We start from the raw sequence: 2,376 nt of genomic DNA on the forward strand, positions 1-2,376 counted from the left end.
GGGCCACAATAGGGATTCCCGGAAAGTCGGTTGGAACCCGTTTCCCCTTTAAATCCGTAATAGTCTGAATGGGGGAATCCTTGCGAACGTAAAAGCCGAGCTGGATCGCGCCCCCGAGGAGGAGAAGCCGAATATTCTTGAACGGCCTCTTGTACAGCACGATTCCCTTGTAGGAGGTCACCGCATCGGCGCTGGTCAACACGCCCATATCGGTGTTGCCCTCGTTCATCGACGGAAGCCATGCCGGCGGTCCGCCAAATGGCTGAACGCGTACGGTCATTGGTGAGTGAAGACTCACGACCGTCGCGATGCCGGTACCGATCTGGTTGTAGAGCGTTCCGACGGCGTGCGTAGCGATATTGGCGCTACGCGGGACCTGGGCGAGCGCCGGCGTCTGGCTCAATGCGATTGACGCTATTCCGATTCCTACCACCCATTTTTTCATCATTTGCTTCCTCCCTTTTTCGAGCCAACATTCCGGTCCATTGCACTTCTGATAGACACGGCTCGCGGCGCATGGTTTCGCCTTATCGGTGATTCACTACCATCTACTTGAACGGCGTACCTCCGCGAATTGTTTGCCGCGATCATCCACAACGCTAGGCCCTTAGCATCAGATTTCGATAGGGATCGACCTCGCAGGTGAAGCCTGGCAGCACGAGCACCGTGGTGGTCTTGTCGTCGATGAGTGCCGGGCCTGCCACCTTGTGGCCGGGCTGCATCCTGTCCCAATCGTAGACCGGGGTATCCAGGCGGGCCGGATTGCCGTCGAACAGGCAGGCGCGCGAACCGCGGCGTGCGGTCTCGACATCGGCGCTCGCCTTGTGCGTCATGGCCATCTGCAACGGTCGCCGCGGTGCGGTGACTTTGAGCCGGAAGGTGAGAAACTCCGCTTCGCGCCAGCCCATCGAGTAGGTGTACATTTTCTCGTATTTGGCGTGGAAATTCTGCAGCAGCAGCTTCAAGGTCTCGGCGTTCAGCGCCTCGGCCGGCAAGTCCACCTCCACTTCGTGAAACTGCCCGACATAGCGCATTTCCACGGTGGACTGGAACGACAGTTGCGCCTCGGGGATGCCGATGCGGGCGAAGTCTTCGCGCGCCTGGCGCCGCATGTCGGCATACAATTCGCCGATCTCGGCAAAATCCAGCTGCTTCTGCCGGCGCGCGCAGGAACGGGCATATTCAAACCCGAGGTCCATCGCGAACATGCCAAAAGCGCTCATCAGAGCGGCTACCCGCGGCACGATCACCAGCGGAATGGAAAGTTGCCGCGCGATCGCTGCCGCATGAATGCCCCCGGCACCGCCGCCGGCCACCAGGGTGAAATCGCGCACATCGTATCCTTGCTTGGTGCACACCTCGGTGATGAGGTCGGACATCACCGTGTTGATGGTCGTGAATATCGCCTGCGCCGCCTGGCTCTCGTCCATCTTCAGGCTGCTGCCCACGCGCGCCACCGCAGCATGCGAGCGCGCCACGTCGAGCTTGATGTCGCCGCCGAGAAAATAGTCGGCCGGGATGTAGCCAAGCACGAGATCCGCGTCGGTGACCGCGGCTTCCTCGCCCTTGCCATAGGCCGCAGGACCGGGGTCGGCGCCCGCACTCTGCGGACCGACCCGCAGCAGGCCGAGACCGTCAATGCGCGCCAGCGAACCGCCGCCGGCACCCACCGTCGGCACTTCCACCATCTTGATGGCTACCCGGTGCTCGCCAACCCAGGAGTCGATGGTGGTCGGAATCTCGCCGTCCTTGATCACGCAGATGTCGAAGCTGGTGCCGCCCATGTCCATGGACAGCAAATTGTTCTTGCCGTGCAGATTACCCAGATAGGTCGCCGCCGAGGGCGCCGCCGCCGGGCCGGAGTTGAGCAGGTACACGGCGCGGTCGACGCATTCGTCCACCACCTGCACCAGACCGTTGGCGAGCATCATCAGCAGCCGGCCGCGGAAGCCGTGCGCCTTCAGGCCGCTTTGCAGGTTGACCAAATAGCGGGTCACCGCCGGACCGATATAGGCGCTCACCACCGCGGTGGAGAAGCGCTCGAACTCCCGCCATACCGGCAGAATTTCGTGCGAGGTGGTCACGTACACCTCGGGAGCCATTTCCTGCACGATACGCTTGGCTTTGAGCTCGTTCGTGCCGTTGGCATAGGAGTGCAGAAAACAGATCGCAATCGCCGTGCACCCTTCATCGAGCAGCTTGCGCGCCGCCACCCGCAGCTCCGCTTCGTTCAGCGGCGTGTCGATCCGCCCGTCGTAGAGCGAGCGCTCCTCGACGCCGAGGCGCAGATCGCGGAACACGAGCGGCTTGTACGGCTCGATGAACATGTCAAACATCGATCCGTGCAGATTCCTGATACCGCGGCGCATCTCGAGG

At 62.0% G+C, this 2,376-nt stretch carries 2 protein-coding genes; both read right to left on the reverse strand.

Translation table 11 applies throughout. The features are described 5' to 3' along the window. A partial coding sequence (locus WB402_RS05215) for a TAXI family TRAP transporter solute-binding subunit (protein ID WP_424205859.1) occupies window positions 1-448 on the reverse strand: 448 nt, incomplete at its 3' end. A gap of 151 nt (window positions 449-599) precedes the next feature. Next, the coding region (locus WB402_RS05220; protein WP_424205860.1) for a hydantoinase/oxoprolinase family protein at window positions 600-2,376 on the reverse strand (1,777 nt) is incomplete at its 5' end.

The organism is Sulfuricaulis sp. (assembly GCF_049587675.1).
Classification (GTDB): domain Bacteria; phylum Pseudomonadota; class Gammaproteobacteria; order Acidiferrobacterales; family Sulfurifustaceae; genus Sulfuricaulis.